This is a genomic window from Ancylobacter sp. TW_SC_1 (assembly GCF_056836805.1).
The window spans coordinates 2,101,649-2,114,071 of the sequence record NZ_CM166365.1; the positions used below are offsets into that span (position 1 = coordinate 2,101,649).

Sequence of the window (12,423 nt, forward strand, 5' to 3'; positions counted from 1 at the left end):
TGCCTGCTTCTATAGCGTTCGGCCGTCCGCGCCTATGGCGGCGGTGGCGCGGACGGCCGGTGCCACGGCCCGTTCGCGCCGTTTTTGGAACGCTCCGGGGTTCACAGTCGCGATTTTTCAGATATCTTGCGGACAATTCCAGTTAGTACATCTAATGAGAGTGAATTTATGACCGTCGCCGTCACGATCGACCAGGTCGGCAAGAGCTTCGGCAGCGGCGCGCCGGCGCTTTCGAACGTGTCGCTCGAGGTCAGGCCGAGCGAGCTGGTGGCGCTGCTCGGCCCGTCGGGCTCGGGCAAGACCACCCTGCTGCGCATCGTCGCCGGGCTGGAGCAGCCGAGCCATGGCCGCGTGCTGTTCGACGGCCATGACGCGCTCTCCGTGCCGGTGCGTCGGCGCGGCATCGGCTTCGTGTTCCAGAACTACGCGCTGTTCCGTCACATGACGGTGTACGAGAACGTCGCCTTCGGCCTGCGCTCGCGCCCGCGTGCCGAGCGTCCCTCCGAACCCGAAATCCGCAAGCGCGTCGCCGACCTCCTTGCACTTGTGCAGCTCGAAGCCTTTGGCGGGCGCTTTCCCGCGCAGCTTTCCGGCGGCCAGCGCCAGCGCGTGGCGCTTGCCCGCGCGCTGGCCATCGAGCCCAAGGTGCTGCTGCTCGACGAGCCCTTCGGCGCGCTCGACGCGTTGGTGCGCAAGGAACTGCGCCGCTGGCTGCGCGAACTGCACGACCGCACTGGCCACACCACGCTGTTCGTCACCCACGACCAGGAGGAGGCGCTGGAGCTCGCGGACCGCGTCGTCGTCATGGGCAAGGGCAGGATCGAGCAGGTCGGCACGCCGGACGACGTCTATGACCGGCCGGAGACCGCCGCCGTGTTCGGCTTCATGGGCGAGTCGAGCCGCATCGAGGTCGAGGTCCGGGACGGGGTCGCCCTTGCCGGCAGCACCGCCATCGCCGCCGCCACCCAGCCTGTGCCGGATGGTCCGGGGCTGCTCTATGTGCGCCCGCACGACGTGTCGCTCGGCCTGCCGGGCACGCCGGGGCTCAAGGGCGCGGTGCGCGCCTTCCGTCGCCACGGCGCCATCCGCCGGGTCGAGATCGCGGTCGGCAGCGCCATACTCGAGGCCGACATCGCGCCGACGGTGAAGGTGCCGGTGGGCGAGAAGGTCGCCGTGCGGCTCGACCGGGCGCGGCTGTTCGCTTCCGACGGTCCGGGCGTCGACACCAAGGCGCCGCCGGCCCAGCAACCGGGCGACTACGCGATCTGAGCCGCGCTCAGCGGCGCTCCAGCCGCCAAACGTCCTCGATCACCGGCCCGGTGCCGCGCAGGCCGCCCTTGAGCGGGTGCCTTTCCAGCAGCGACGGGCGGTAGGCCGTCCCGTAGTGCCGGCGTACTTCGTGCTCGGGCACGGAAAAGGGCGGGCCGACGAGCAGCGACTGGTCGTAGTCGAACGCGATCAGCAATTGCGGCGCGCCATGCGTCAGATGCACGAGATGGGCGGCATAGCGGTCGCGCATCGGCTCAGGCAGGGCGACCAGCGCGGCGCGGTCATAGACCGCGTCGACGGGACCCAGCGTCTCGCGCTTCAGATCGAAGATGTCGCCGACATAGACGACGAGGCGCTCGGCCTCGAAGCGTTCCAGCGGGCCGGCGTCGGAAATCTCCGGCGCGACGCCCAGCTCGGCGAAGAGCTGCTCCACCGCCAGCCGGCTCAGCTCCGCCGCCGCGACCTCGTAGCCCTGCGCCAGCAGCCAGCCAATATCCCGGCTCTTGCCGCACAGCGGCACAAAGATGCGCGCCCCCGGCGCAATGCCAAGCGCGGGGAAATGCTGGACGAGCAAGGGGTTGACCTCGCTCTCGTGGAAGCCGATCTCGTTGGCCTGCCATCTCCGGTGCCAGAATTCCGCGTCCATCGCCGCCTGTCTTTCTGTTCGAGGGCGGCGGCATGATAGCGCTCGTGGTGCGCATGCCCAGCCGAATCGGAAGGGCTACCGGCCGGTCCGGCGGATGAAGGCGCCGAAGGCGCGCGGCCCGTCGGCCACCGCGGTCGTGTCGACCACCTTGAGCGTCCCGGCGTCGATGATGTCGAACGTGTTGCTTTCCCAGCAGGCCACATAGACGAAGGCGCCGTCGCCGCTGGCCGCGATGCCTTCCGGGTAGTCGCCGACGGGGAGGGTGGCGAGCTTCTCGAGCGTCTGCGTGTCGAACACCGTCACCGTCGAATCGTACTGGTCGGTGACGAAGGCGCGTCCCCCGGCCAGCGCCACCGCATAGGGCCGCTGGCCGACCTTCACCGTGGCGATCACCTTGCGCGCGGCGAGGTCGATGATGCTCACATCGTTCGAGCCGACATTGGCGGTGTAGGCGCGCCTGGCCTCGGCATCGATGGTGACGCCGAAGGGGCGGGTGCCGACCTTGATCGAGGCGAGGCGGGTCAGCGTCGCGGTGTCGATGAGGCTCACCGCATCGGAATCGCGGTCGGCGGAGAGCAGCAGCGCGCCGTCCGGCGTCACCGCGAGGCCGGAGGGGGACTCGCCCACCTTCACCTCTCCGGCGATCGTGCCGCGCGCGGCGTCCACCGCGAGGATGCGGTGCTGGTACCAGTCGGCGACATAGGCCGGGCTGCCGGAAGGATGCACCGCGACGCCGAGCGGCCCGCCGCCGACCTCGACCCGGTGCGTCACGGTGCGGGTGGCGGCGTCGAGGATGGTCAGCGCCTTGCCGTCCGGCGAGGTGACGAAGGCACGCGCGCCGTCCGGGCTGACGGCGATGCCGGCAGGCTTGCCGGGAATCGGCACGGTGGCGACGACCGCGCGGGTGGCGAGATCGACGATGGAGAGCGTCTCCGCCGGCTGCGAGGTGATGAAGGCCTCGTCGGCGCGGGCAGGAAGCGGGGCGAGGAGGAGGGCGGCGAGGGCCGCCAGCACGGCGGGAAGCCCTCTCCCCGAGGGAGAGGGCTGGGTGAGGGGATCGGCGCCGTTCACGGCCGCGCGTCCGATCCGCCTCCGGCCTTTCCCCTCACCCCAACCCTCTCCCCATCGGGGAGAGGGGGCAGGGATCGACAGGCGCACCGTCAGCTGCCGCCTTCGATCTGCTTCTTCATTTCCCCGAGGCCGGCCTTGTAGAGCCCGGTCACGGCGTTGATGGCGGCCTCGTCGTTCAGCTCCGGCGGCGGGTCGTTGTTCGGGAAGCCGCGATAGAACGCGCCGCGCCATTCGACCTCGGACTTCTTGCCGCCGTCGACCGGCGTCACGGTCAGCCAGGACGAGTAGTTGGTGACCGGCAGGACCTTCACGTCGACCTTCTCGATCCGGTACATGAGGGTCATCTTTTCCGGCTCGAACTTGGTCAGCTCTTCCTCGACCGTCGCGTCGTTCTTCAGGGTGAGGGTGCGCTTGGCGCCGACGGCGTTGCCGCCGGTGCCCTCGGTCTTGGCGACGACGGGAATCCAGCCGCCGTTCTGGAAATTGGAGACCACGGCCCAGACCTTGTCCGGCGGCGCGTTGATCTCGATCTTCTCGGAGACCTTCTGGCGGGTCGGGCCATGCGCGCCGGCGGCGCCGAGGGTAGCAAGCATCGAGGTGGCGGCGAGCGCCGCGGTGAGCAGTTGAATCTTCATCGTTTCCATCCCGGAACAAGGGTCATTCCGGACTTTTATCGTCCGTTGCGCCGCAGTTTAGGGAGGGAATCGGCGTTCGTGAACTCTTTTGCGTGTGGAAAAATTCCCGACCTGAATTCTTTGCGTTTGCTAAGAAAATTCTTTGAGAATCTTAAGAAACGCGCTGCCGAAGGCCTCCAGCTTGGCGGCGCCGACACCCTTGATGCCGGCCAGCTCCGTGCGCGTGCGCGGGTGCTCCACCGCCATCTCCTCCAGCGTCTTGTCGGCGAAGACCACATAGGCTGGCACGTTGCGGTCGGCGGCGAGCTCGCGGCGCAATGCCTTGAGCTTGCCGAGCAGCGCCGCCTCGGCCGGCGCCAGCTCCGCCCCGCTACCTGAGCGCGCGAAACGCTCGCGCCGCCGCTTGGCGGGCGCGCGCAGGGTGAAGGCGCGGGTGCCGCCGAGCACGGCGAGGCCGGTCTCGCTGAGGGTGAGGGCGCCGAAGCGGGCGGGGTCGGCATGCAGCGCGCCGGTGGCGACGAGCTGGCGCAGCAGCGCGCGCCATTCGGTGGCCGGCTTGTCGGCCCCGGCGCCGAAATCGGCCAGCCGGTCGTGCCCGCGCGCGCAGAGTGGATCGGTGCGCTGGCCGGTGACGACGCTGGCGATATAGGCGGCGCCGTAGCGCTCCCCGGTGGCGCGCACGATGCGCAGCGCGAGCTGCGCCTCGCGGCTGGCGTCGACCACCTGCGGCGGGTCGCGGCAGACGTCGCAGGTGCCGCACGCCTTGGCGCGCTCGCCGAAATAGCCGAGCAGCACGGCGCGCCGGCAGGTGACCGCCTCGCAGAAGCCGACCATGGCGTCGAGCCGGCGAGCCTCCACCATCTTGCGCTCGGGCGGCGAGGGCTCCTCGTCGAGGAAGCGGCGGCGGGTGGCGATGTCGCCGGCGCTGTAGAGCAGCAGCGCCTCGGACGGAGCGCCGTCGCGGCCGGCGCGGCCGATCTCCTGGTAATAGGCCTCCAGCGTGCCGGGCGCGTCGGCGTGCAGCACATAGCGCACGTCCGACTTGTCGATGCCCATGCCGAAGGCGACGGTCGCCACCATCACGATGCCGTCCTCGGCGAGGAAGACCTCCTGATTGGCGGAACGCGCCTCCGCGCTCATGCCGGCGTGGTAGGGCAGGGCGCGGATGCCGGCGGCGGACAGCCGTTCGGCGGTCTCCTCCACCTTCTTGCGGGAGATGCGGTAGATGATGCCGGAGACGCCGGCCCGCGCTCGCACGAAGCTCTCGATCTGCCGCGCCGGGTCCTTCTTCTCCTCCACGCCGATGAAGATGTTGGGCCGGTCGAAGCCGGAGACGAAGACCCGCGCCTGCCCGCCGAACAGCCGCTCGACGATGTCGTCGCGCGTCGCCTTGTCGGCGGTGGCGGTCAGCGCCACCAGCGACACGCCCGGGAAGATCTCGCGCAGCCGGCCGAGCGCGAGATATTCGGCGCGGAAGGAATGGCCCCATTGCGAGATGCAGTGCGCCTCGTCCACCGCGACGAGGCCGAGCGGCAGGCGCGAGAGCGCCGCCAGCATGCGCTCGGTGAGCAGCCGCTCGGGCGCGAGATAGAGCAGGCGCACCTCGCCCGCCGCCACGCGCCGCCAGATCGCGACGTTCTCCTCGCGGGATTTTCCCGAGTGGATGGCCTCTGCTGCAACACCCTGCAGCTTCAGCGCGTTCACCTGGTCGTCCATCAGCGCGATGAGCGGCGAGACGACGATGGTCAGCCCGCCCAGCACCAGCGCCGGGAGCTGGTAGCACAGCGATTTGCCCGCGCCGGTGGGCATGACGGCGAGCGTGGGCACGCCCGCCAGCACCGAATCCACCACGTCCTGCTGGCCGGGGCGGAAGCGGTCGAAGCCGAACACCTCGGCGAGCCGGGCCTTCTTCGCCTCTTCGACGCGAGGCGGCAGCAGGCCGTGCGATGAGGTGACGGGGATGTTCATTCCGCGCGTGTTCGTTCCGGTTGGGCGGGCATGGTGGCGCCGCGGGTCTTGATGGCGGTCGCCGGGGCGGAAATGGTGGTTCGCCCGCGGCCGACGGATTCGCAACCTCCCGGAAGCGCTCCTGAGAAAGAATCACTTCCGATGAGCCTCGAACTTACTCTTGGTTTAACGCTGGCGGCGCTGCTGTTCGAGGCCGCGTTGGGCTATCCGCGCATTCTCCTCGAGCGGGCGGGCCATCCGGTGATGTGGATCGGCCGGCTGATCGCGGCGCTCGACCGCAATCTCAACCTCGACGGCGACCCGCCCGGCCAGCGGCGCAAGGCCGGCGTGGCGACGCTGGTGATCCTCGTGGCGGTGAGCGGCACGGCCGGGCTGGTGGCGCAGAAGCTGCTGCTGGCGCTGCCGCTGGGCTTTCTCTATGCCGCCCTCGTGGCCTCGTCGCTGTTCGCCCAGCGCAGCCTGCACCAGTTCGTGGCGAAGGTGGCCGATGGGCTCGACGAGAGCGTCGAGGCCGGCCGGCGGGCGGTCTCGCACATTGTCGGGCGCGACCCGGAGATGCTCGACGAGGCCGGCGTGGCGCGCGCCGCCATCGAGAGCCTGGCGGAGAACTATTCCGACGGCGTGGTGGCGCCGGCCTTGTGGATGGCGATCGGCGGGCTGGCCGGCGGGGCGATCTACAAGGCGGTGAACACCGCCGACAGCATGATCGGCCATCGCGACGCGCGGCACGCGGATTTCGGCTGGGCCTCCGCCCGCTTCGACGACCTCGTCAACCTTCCGGCCTCGCGGCTCGCCGGGCTGATGCTGGTGGCCGGCGCGGTGTTCGTTCCCGGCGCCTCGCCCCGGCGCGCCTTCGCGGCGATGCGGCGCGACGCGGCGCGCCACCGCTCGCCCAATGCCGGCTGGCCGGAGGCGGCGCTGGCCGGCGCGCTCGGCATCGGCCTGGCCGGCCCGCGCTATTATGGCGGCAGGCTCTCGGTCGACGGCGTCATGGGCGAGGGCGGGCGCCGCGACTGCACGGCCGCCGATATCCGCCGCGCGCTCCGGCTCTACCGCGCGGCGGACGGCGTGCTGGTGGCGCTGGTGGCCATCCTCGCCTTCGCCGCCTGGAGCTGGTGAGGCGCCCTTGCAGCGACGCGGAGAGCCGGGATGACGGTCGGGACGCTACGGCCGGGACGACGGTCGGGGGCGGCCCGCCAGTTCCAGCAACCGGTCGAGGTCGACATGCCGCTCCAGATGCGCGGCCAGCGCGTCGAGCGTCGCCTCCACCCCGGCCTCGTAGTCGAGCCCGCTCGGCGCGGCGCCGAGCCTGGCGAGCCAGTGCGCGCGCTGGCGGTCGTCGGCGAACAGCCCGTGCGCATAGGTGCCGGCGATGCGTCCGTCCGCAGAGATCGCTCCTTCCGGCCCCGCGCCGTCGATGCGGGCGAAGGGCCGCGCGCGGCCGGGTCCCTGCGTCACGCCCATATGCATCTCGTAGCCGGCGAACGGCACGCCGTCCGCCGTGCCGGTGACGGCAATGAGGCGCTTCTCGCCGGAGAGCACGGTTTCCACATCGAGCAGGCCGAGGCCGGGCACGCTGCCGGGCGGGCCCTCGATGCCGCCGGGGTCGGCGATGGAACGCCCCAGCATCTGGTAGCCACCGCACAGGCCGAGCACCCGCCCGCCGCGCCGCACATGGGCGAGGAGGTCGATGTCCCAGCCCTCGCGGCGGAAATCGGCGAGGTCGGCAATGGTCGATTTCGAGCCGGGCAGAATGACGAGATCGGCATCGCCGGGCAGGGCCGTGCCGGGGCGCACACGGACCACCTCGACCGACGGCTCGGCCTCAAGCGGGTCGAGGTCGTCGAAATTGGCGATGCGCGGCAGCAGCGGCACGGCGATGCGGATTCGGGCGCCCGGCTTGGGAACAGAGGCGGCGTCGAGCGCCAGCGCGTCCTCCGCCGGCAGGCGGCGCGCGTCGGCAAAGAAGGGGATGAGGCCGAGCGCCGGCCAGCCGGTGCGGGCGGCGATTTCCTCCATGCCGGAGGCGAACAGTGCCGGGTCGCCGCGGAAGCGGTTGACCAGGAAGCCGGCGATCATCGCCGCGTCGTCCACTGGGAGCACCGCGCGGGTGCCGACGAGGCTAGCGATGACGCCGCCGCGGTCGATGTCGCCGATCAGCACCACGGGGACGTTCGCCGCCCGGGCGAAGCCCATATTGGCGATGTCGTTCGCCCGCAGGTTGATCTCCGAGGCGGAGCCGGCACCCTCGACCAGCACGAGATCGGCTTCCGTGCGGAGTTTTTCATAGCTCTCCAGCACCGCCGCCATCAGCGCGGGCTTGAGCTTCTGGTAGTCGGCCGCCCTCGCGTTGCCCTGCGCGCGTCCCTGCACCACCACCTGCGCGCCGGTCTCGCTCTGCGGCTTCAGCAGGACGGGGTTCATGTGAACGGACGGCACCACGCGCGCCGCGCGCGCCTGCAGCGCCTGCGCGCGGCCGATCTCGCCGCCATCGGCCGTGACGGCGGCGTTGTTCGACATGTTCTGCGGCTTGAACGGGCGGACGTTGAGCCCGCGATGGGTGAAGGCGCGGGCGAGGCCGGCGACGATCAGCGACTTGCCGACATCCGAGCCGGTGCCCTGGAACATGAGGGCGCGACATGAGGGACGCGCGGTCATCGCGCGCCCTCATGCGCAGATGGCGTCAGCCGTGATGGTGGCCGTGGCCGCGCGAGCCGTAGTTCCGGCCTTCCAGAAAGTCGACGCGACGTTCGAGATTGGATTCGCGGATCATGCCGGGGATCAGGAACAGATCGACGATCTGCCCGATGCCGAGCAGGCCGAGCGTCAGCAGCCACAGCGCGCCGGTCCAGTAGCGGCCGGCGTAGAAGCGATGGATGCCGCAAATACCGATCAGGCAGAAGAACCAGAACAGATAGGCGACGGGGACCGAACGCATCGGTGCGTATCTCCGGGAACAGGCCACGCCGCGACACTCGGCGTCGGATTCTACATGGCGATGACGTTCCGGAATTTCGAGGGCCGGGCATCAGAATTCGATGCCCTTCTGCGCCTTCACCCCGGCTTTGAAATGGTGCTTCACCAGCCCCATCTCGGTGACGAGATCGGCGGCCTCGATGAGCGCCGGCTTGGCGTTGCGGCCGGTGACGACGACGTGCAGCCCCTCGCGGCGGGCCTTGAGCGTGTCCACCACCTCGTCGAGCGGCAGATAATCATAGCGCAGGGCGATGTTCAGCTCGTCGAGGATGAGCAGCCCGATGGCCGGGTCGTTCATCATCGCGCGGGCCTTGTCCCACGCTCTTCGGGCGGCGGCGATGTCGCGCTCGAGGTCCTGCGTCTCCCAGGTGAAGCCCTCGCCCATGGAGTGCCAGTCGACCCGCGCGCCGAAGCTCTCCAGCGCCGCGCGCTCGCCCGACTGCCACGCCCCCTTGATGAACTGCACGACGCCGACGTTTCCGCCATGCCCGAGCACGCGCAAGGCGAGCCCGAAGGCGGCGGTGGACTTGCCCTTGCCGGCGCCGGTGTGGACGATCAGCAGGCCCTTCTCGACGGTCTTTTCCGCCACTTCCGCGTCCTGCACGGCCTTGCGCTTTTCCATCTTGGCGCGATGGCGGGCGGCCTCCTCGGGCGAGATATCGGTCACGTCGCCGGTCCTTTCACGGTCATCGGCAGGCCGGCCACCATGAAGATCACGGTGTCGGCCCGCGCGGCGATCATCTGGTTGAGCCGGCCCTGCGCGTCGCGGAAGCGGCGGGCCAGCGCGTTGTCGGGCACGATGCCGAGCCCGACCTCGTTCGACACCGCGACGACCGGCCCGTCGCGGCCGGCGAGCGCCTCGACCAGCGCGGCCGATTCCGCCGCCACGTCGGCCTGCGCCAGCATGCGGTTGGTCAGCCACAGGGTGAGGCAGTCGACCAGCACCGGCCGCCCGGCCGGGAGGTTCTTGAGCGCGCCGGCGAGGTCGTGCGGGGCGTCGCGCGTTTCCCAGCCGGCACCGCGCCGCGCGCGGTGGAGCGCGATGCGCTCCACCATCTCCTCGTCATAGGCCTGCGCGGTCGCGAGATAGCTCCATGGCGGGGCATGGCGCTCGACCCGTTCCTCGGCGTGCCGGCTCTTGCCCGAGCGGGCGCCGCCGAGGACGAGGGTCAGGCTCACGCCTCAGCCCGCCGCCGCGCCGAGGCGCGGGCGCAGCCAGCCGGCGAGGCCGCCGAGCAGCACCCAGAACACGAAGCTGGCCGCCACGCTGGCGACGACAAAGCTGTGGTGCAGCGCCTCCGGGATCGGGCTGTCGTGGCTTTCCGGCTGCGGCGCGCCGACGAGATGCGGCGCCACGATCAGCGCGACGCCGAGGACGGCGAACAGCGGCGAGCGCCCGAACACGATCAGCGCGAGGCCGCCGGCGGTCGCCACCGCCGTGCCGATCCACCAGAGCTGGCGGGCGGCGAGATCGGCGGCCGGCATGGCCGGCAGTTCCGGCGGCAGGCCGAGGCCGGGCGCCAGCGTGAACACGGCGAAGCCCGCCAGACCCCAGGGGATGCCCTGATGCCATCCCTTGAGCCCGCCGGCGAGCTCGCTGGCGGCGACCAGCAGCAGGCCGAAGCCGAAGGCGGTGAGCACGGTGGCGAGGATCGTGTAGGCGTTGCGCTCGACGCCGTCCGCCGGACCCCATTCCTCGGCGTCGTGCGCGTGGGAATGGGCGGCGGTCGCATCCGCGTGGTCGTGCGCGACGGCCTCGGCCGGCGCGTCCTCGCCGCCCTCGAAGGTCTCGGCCTGGAGGATCAGCGGCACGGTGGTGAAGACATGGATCGCCGAGCCGACAAGCCCGGTGCCGATGCCGGCGAGCGCGGCGACGAACAGAATCGTCCTGAAAAGCAACATGGCGCGGTTCCCCTCGCGTTCAGTGGCAGGGGAAGGCGTTGGCGTGGCGCACGTCGTGCGTCGCGTTGTGCACGGCGCTGATATGGGAGAAGCCCACGCCGCCGAGCACGAAGACGCCGAGAAGGGCGGCGAAGGTGATCTGCACCGCGCGCGAGGCGGTGGAGTCGTGCGGGGCAGCCGCGTCGCGGCTGTTGAGGGTCGTCATAACGTTCTCCTTTGGCCCTCCACCCGAGGACCGTTGCGGTTCGTGTCGACGGCCGGTCTCCTGGCTCGCGGGTCACGGCCCTTTCTCCGCCTTCCCGGCGTCGCCGCCAGTGGCCGATGGAGAAGGGCTCGCCGCTCACAGTTGCGGGGGCAGCCGCGGGTTCGGCGTCGGCCTTCGAGAAGGCTTCGGCCCCACCGCGTTCCCGTCTTGCGTCCCGTGCGTGTCACGGGAACCGACGACATGGCGGACTATAGCCGGCAATCGCCGGGCCGCAACGGCGACCTCCAATCAGGCGTTTGACAATCCCCGGCAAGGCTCCTTTAGTGGCCGCGATCGACGGTTTCCTCCCCTGGGAGGGACGAAGAGGGAATGCGGTGCGGGGCGCTTCGGGCGCTCCAATTCCGCGGCTGCCCCCGCAACTGTAAGCGGCGAGCCTGCGCCGAAAGCCACTGGAGATACGCTCCGGGAAGGCGGCGACGAGGCGGCGACCCGCGAGCCAGGAGACCTGCCGACGGTCCGGTCGTGCGTGCCGGCGGGGTGCCCGGCAGTCAGGCAGAGCTGCGAATCCCGTTCGCGGCCTCGCGCGGAATCCCGTCCGCGACCGGTGCATCCCGCGATTCTAGTGGTTTTCGTGGAGACGCCGCATGTCCGTTGCCGAACCGACCCCTCTCGACCGGGTGCCGTGCACCATCGTCACCGGCTTTCTCGGCTCCGGCAAGACGACGCTGATCCGCCATGTGCTGGAGACCGCGCGGGGCAAGCGCCTCGCGGTGATCGTCAACGAGTTCGGCGATGTCGGCATCGACGGCGAGATCCTCAGGGGATGTGGCATCGATACCTGCCCGGAGGAGAACATCGTCGAGCTGGCCAATGGCTGCATCTGCTGCACCGTCGCCGATGATTTCGTGCCGGCGCTCGACGCCATTCTCTCGCGTGTGCCGAAGGTCGACCACATCCTGATCGAGACCTCCGGCCTCGCTCTGCCCAAGCCGCTGGTGCAGGCCTTCCACTGGCCGGCGATCAGGAGCCGGGTGACGGTGGACGGCGTCGTCGCGGTGGTCGACGGCGAGGCGCTGGCCTCGGGCCGCGTCGCCCATGACCATGACGCGCTGAGCGCGCAGCGCGCCGCCGACGCCTCGCTCGACCATGACGACCCGATCGAGGAAGTGTTCGACGACCAGATCGCCTGCGCCGACCTCGTCATCCTGACCAAGGGCGATCTCATCGACACGGAGGGCGCCGTGCGTGCCCGCGCCGCGCTCGATGCCGAGCTGCCCAAGGGCGTGCAGGTGGTGAGCGTTACCGGGGGGCGCATCGACCCGGTCCTGCTGATGGGTCTCGGCATCGGCACCGAGAACGACATCGAGAACCGCCGGACGCATCACGACGACGAGGCCGAGCACGACCACGACGATTTCGACAGCTTCGTCGTCGAGATCCCGGAGATCGCCGATCCCGCCGAGTTCGCCGCCCGTGTCGCCCGCGCGGCGGAAGAGGCGGAGGTGCTCCGCGTGAAGGGCTTCCTGCCCGTCGCCGGCAAGCCGATGCGTCTGCTCGTGCAGGCGGTCGGCCCGAACGTCGCGCATCATTTCGACCGCCCCTGGGGCGCCGGGCCGCGCATCGGCCGCCTCGTCGCCATCGGCCTCAAGGGGCTCGACCGGGCGAAGGTGGAGGCGATCCTGACGGGGGCGCTGGAGACGGCGTGAGGAGCTTTTCCACATGTTGTCATCCCGCAACGGCCAGAGGCCGCA

General features: G+C 70.6%; 13 protein-coding genes and 2 riboswitches. Of the genes, 3 read left to right on the forward strand and 10 right to left on the reverse strand.

Translation table 11 applies throughout. The annotated features are described in order from the left end of the window. Nucleotides 1-168 precede the first annotated feature (168 nt). Nucleotides 169-1,269 carry a sulfate/molybdate ABC transporter ATP-binding protein gene (locus AC1PZ7_RS09665; protein WP_482359252.1) on the forward strand — a complete coding sequence of 367 codons (1,101 nt, stop codon included), beginning with the start codon at nucleotides 169-171 and terminating at the stop codon, nucleotides 1,267-1,269. A gap of 7 nt (nucleotides 1,270-1,276) precedes the next feature. Here AC1PZ7_RS09665 and tmpT read toward each other — a convergent pair whose 3' ends face one another. The 4 genes from tmpT to recQ all read right to left on the reverse strand — a co-directional run bounded on the left by tmpT (nucleotide 1,277) and on the right by recQ (nucleotide 5,589). Further along, complete coding sequence (gene tmpT, locus AC1PZ7_RS09670) at nucleotides 1,277-1,915, reverse strand: thiopurine S-methyltransferase (protein WP_482359253.1); 639 nt, start codon at nucleotides 1,913-1,915, stop codon at nucleotides 1,277-1,279. A 75-nt stretch (nucleotides 1,916-1,990) separates the two neighbouring features. Then, nucleotides 1,991-2,986 (reverse strand): YVTN family beta-propeller repeat protein, encoded by a 996-nt coding sequence (locus tag AC1PZ7_RS09675; RefSeq protein ID WP_482359254.1) that lies wholly within the window; start codon nucleotides 2,984-2,986, stop codon nucleotides 1,991-1,993. An 89-nt stretch (nucleotides 2,987-3,075) separates the two neighbouring features. After that, complete coding sequence (locus tag AC1PZ7_RS09680; RefSeq protein WP_482359255.1) at nucleotides 3,076-3,621, reverse strand: SRPBCC family protein; 546 nt, start codon at nucleotides 3,619-3,621, stop codon at nucleotides 3,076-3,078. A 129-nt stretch (nucleotides 3,622-3,750) separates the two neighbouring features. Continuing rightward, nucleotides 3,751-5,589 (reverse strand): DNA helicase RecQ, encoded by a 1,839-nt coding sequence (gene recQ / locus AC1PZ7_RS09685; protein ID WP_482359256.1) that lies wholly within the window; start codon nucleotides 5,587-5,589, stop codon nucleotides 3,751-3,753. A 141-nt stretch (nucleotides 5,590-5,730) separates the two neighbouring features. Between recQ and cbiB the strand changes: the two genes are divergently transcribed. Next, the gene (cbiB, locus tag AC1PZ7_RS09690) at nucleotides 5,731-6,708 is read left to right on the forward strand and encodes an adenosylcobinamide-phosphate synthase CbiB (protein WP_482359257.1); all 978 of its coding nucleotides are present in this window, start codon (nucleotides 5,731-5,733) and stop codon (nucleotides 6,706-6,708) included. Between the two features lie 45 nt (nucleotides 6,709-6,753). Here the strand turns inward: cbiB and AC1PZ7_RS09695 are convergent, their stop codons facing one another. From AC1PZ7_RS09695 to AC1PZ7_RS09720, 6 genes are all read right to left on the reverse strand, one after another. Then, a complete protein-coding gene (locus AC1PZ7_RS09695) occupies nucleotides 6,754-8,217 on the reverse strand; it encodes a cobyric acid synthase (protein WP_482359258.1) in 1,464 nt (487 codons plus the stop codon). Between the two features lie 55 nt (nucleotides 8,218-8,272). Continuing rightward, nucleotides 8,273-8,527, reverse strand: coding sequence for an NINE protein (locus AC1PZ7_RS09700; protein ID WP_482359259.1), 255 nt, complete (start codon nucleotides 8,525-8,527; stop codon nucleotides 8,273-8,275). A gap of 90 nt (nucleotides 8,528-8,617) precedes the next feature. Next, nucleotides 8,618-9,232, reverse strand: a complete 615-nt coding sequence (cobO, locus tag AC1PZ7_RS09705) for a cob(I)yrinic acid a,c-diamide adenosyltransferase (RefSeq protein ID WP_482359260.1) — start codon at nucleotides 9,230-9,232, stop codon at nucleotides 8,618-8,620. Next, nucleotides 9,229-9,744, reverse strand: coding sequence for a bifunctional adenosylcobinamide kinase/adenosylcobinamide-phosphate guanylyltransferase (gene cobU / locus AC1PZ7_RS09710; protein ID WP_482359261.1), 516 nt, complete (start codon nucleotides 9,742-9,744; stop codon nucleotides 9,229-9,231). Before cobU ends, cobO begins: the two co-directional genes overlap by 4 nt. A gap of 3 nt (nucleotides 9,745-9,747) precedes the next feature. Further along, the gene (locus AC1PZ7_RS09715; protein WP_482359262.1) at nucleotides 9,748-10,467 is read right to left on the reverse strand and encodes a CbtA family protein; all 720 of its coding nucleotides are present in this window, start codon (nucleotides 10,465-10,467) and stop codon (nucleotides 9,748-9,750) included. A gap of 19 nt (nucleotides 10,468-10,486) precedes the next feature. Continuing rightward, on the reverse strand, nucleotides 10,487-10,672 hold the full coding sequence (locus AC1PZ7_RS09720; RefSeq protein WP_482359263.1) for a CbtB domain-containing protein: 186 nt from the start codon (nucleotides 10,670-10,672) through the stop codon (nucleotides 10,487-10,489). Between the two features lie 33 nt (nucleotides 10,673-10,705). After that, a riboswitch (cobalamin riboswitch) is annotated at nucleotides 10,706-10,924 on the reverse strand. 68 nt (nucleotides 10,925-10,992) lie between these two features. Next, a riboswitch (cobalamin riboswitch) is annotated at nucleotides 10,993-11,199 on the forward strand. A gap of 117 nt (nucleotides 11,200-11,316) precedes the next feature. Here AC1PZ7_RS09720 and cobW point away from each other — a divergent pair. After that, the gene (gene cobW, locus AC1PZ7_RS09725; RefSeq protein WP_482359264.1) at nucleotides 11,317-12,378 is read left to right on the forward strand and encodes a cobalamin biosynthesis protein CobW; all 1,062 of its coding nucleotides are present in this window, start codon (nucleotides 11,317-11,319) and stop codon (nucleotides 12,376-12,378) included. Nucleotides 12,379-12,423: the final 45 nt, after the last annotated feature.

Excerpts from the sequence above, each read along its gene's own strand:
- tmpT (WP_482359253.1), bottom strand. The coding sequence starts at position 1,915 with ATGGACGCGGAATTCTGGCACCGGAGATGGCAGGCCAACGAGATCGGC.
- AC1PZ7_RS09720 (WP_482359263.1), bottom strand. The coding sequence starts at position 10,672 with ATGACGACCCTCAACAGCCGCGACGCGGCTGCCCCGCACGACTCCACC.
- cobW (WP_482359264.1), top strand. The coding sequence starts at position 11,317 with ATGTCCGTTGCCGAACCGACCCCTCTCGACCGGGTGCCGTGCACCATC.
- cbiB (WP_482359257.1), top strand. The coding sequence starts at position 5,731 with ATGAGCCTCGAACTTACTCTTGGTTTAACGCTGGCGGCGCTGCTGTTC.
- AC1PZ7_RS09715 (WP_482359262.1), bottom strand. The coding sequence starts at position 10,467 with ATGTTGCTTTTCAGGACGATTCTGTTCGTCGCCGCGCTCGCCGGCATC.
- AC1PZ7_RS09680 (WP_482359255.1), bottom strand. The coding sequence starts at position 3,621 with ATGAAGATTCAACTGCTCACCGCGGCGCTCGCCGCCACCTCGATGCTT.
- AC1PZ7_RS09695 (WP_482359258.1), bottom strand. The coding sequence starts at position 8,217 with ATGTTCCAGGGCACCGGCTCGGATGTCGGCAAGTCGCTGATCGTCGCC.
- AC1PZ7_RS09700 (WP_482359259.1), bottom strand. The coding sequence starts at position 8,527 with ATGCGTTCGGTCCCCGTCGCCTATCTGTTCTGGTTCTTCTGCCTGATC.
- AC1PZ7_RS09665 (WP_482359252.1), top strand. The coding sequence starts at position 169 with ATGACCGTCGCCGTCACGATCGACCAGGTCGGCAAGAGCTTCGGCAGC.
- recQ (WP_482359256.1), bottom strand. The coding sequence starts at position 5,589 with ATGAACATCCCCGTCACCTCATCGCACGGCCTGCTGCCGCCTCGCGTC.